This window comes from Mesorhizobium sp. M0848 (genome assembly GCF_040319805.1).
Taxonomy (GTDB): domain Bacteria; phylum Pseudomonadota; class Alphaproteobacteria; order Rhizobiales; family Rhizobiaceae; genus Mesorhizobium.
Genome location: NZ_JAMYOM010000075.1, coordinates 1 through 1,326, shown reverse-complemented (window position 1 = coordinate 1,326; position 1,326 = coordinate 1). Strand labels below are relative to the sequence as shown.

Sequence of the window (1,326 nt, the reverse complement as noted above, 5' to 3'; positions counted from 1 at the left end):
CCCCGCCCCCCCCCCCCCCCCGCGGGGGCGCGGCGCCCCCCCCCCCCCCCCCCCCCCCCCCCCCCCCACCACCCCCCCCCCCCCCCCCGCCCGCCGGCGGGCGCCCCCGCCCCGGGACCACGCGCTGCCGCGTTTGATGTCGGACGATGCGGACAGCGCAACCGAAAGGGGGCCGAATGAACTGGCTTGAAAACTTGCGGCGCAGTTTCCTTGACTGGCAAGCCATGGCGGACGTGCTGCCAAGCATGATCACCATCGGATTGAAGAACACCTTGATCCTCGCGGCCGCATCCACGGTGCTGGGTGTCGTGCTCGGCATGATCCTGGCAGTCATGGGCATCTCGCAATCGCGCTGGCTGCGCATTCCGGCCCGGGTCTACACGGACATTTTCCGTGGCCTTCCGGCGATCGTCACGATCCTTCTGATCGGCCAGGGCTTTGCGCGCATCGGCCGTGAAATCTTTGGGCCTTCGCCCTTTCCGCTCGGCATTCTGGCCCTCAGCCTGATCGCCGGCGCCTATATCGGCGAAATCTTCCGCTCGGGCATCCAGAGCGTCGAGCGCGGGCAAATGGAAGCCTGCCGGGCGCTCAGCATGAGCTACGGGCAGGGCATGCGCCTGATCGTCATCCCGCAGGGCATCCGCCGCGTCCTGCCGGCGCTGGTCAACCAGTTCATCGGCAACGTCAAGGATTCGAGCCTCGTCTACTTCCTCGGTCTGCTCGCATCGGAGCGCGAGATTTTCCGCGTCGGTCAGGACCAGGCGGTGGTCACCGGAAACCTGTCGCCATTGCTGCTGGCCGGCGTGTTCTATCTCGTGATCACCGTGCCGTTGACCCACGTGGTTAATTACATCGACAACTCGCTGCGGGTCGGAAAGCAAAAGGCAGGCCTCGTCACCAGCGGCCTTGCCGAGGTGAGCGAACTGGAGAGCGCCGTCGGCAGCCCGCTCTCCGAGGCCAGCCCTGAAGACAGCTCGGCGCTTTCACGCTTCAAGGGTGGTAGTCTCGCCGTCACCAATCTCGACATGGCCTATGGCGATCTCGATGTCCTGAAGGGCGTCAGCCTGACGGTCAAGCCGGGCACGGTCACCTGCGTCATCGGTCCGTCAGGGTCGGGCAAGTCGACCTTGCTGCGCTGCCTTAACCGCTTGGTCGAGCCCAAGGGCGGTGACGTGCTGCTCGATGGCGCGAGCATCCTGGCGATGAAGCCCGAAAAGCTGCGCCGGCGTGTCGGCATGGTGTTCCAGCAGTTCAACCTGTTTCCCGACCACACAGCCCTGGAAAACGTCATGCTGTCGCTGACCAAGGTCAAGGGCCTTCCGGTGC

General features: G+C 65.9%; 1 protein-coding gene. It reads left to right on the top strand.

Annotated features, from left to right (window positions below; translation table 11 throughout):
- Positions 1 to 176 precede the first annotated feature (176 nt).
- Positions 177 to 1,326: ABC transporter permease subunit (locus tag NKH95_RS33330; protein ID WP_352761819.1), on the top strand; the 1,150-nt coding region annotated here is incomplete at its 3' end.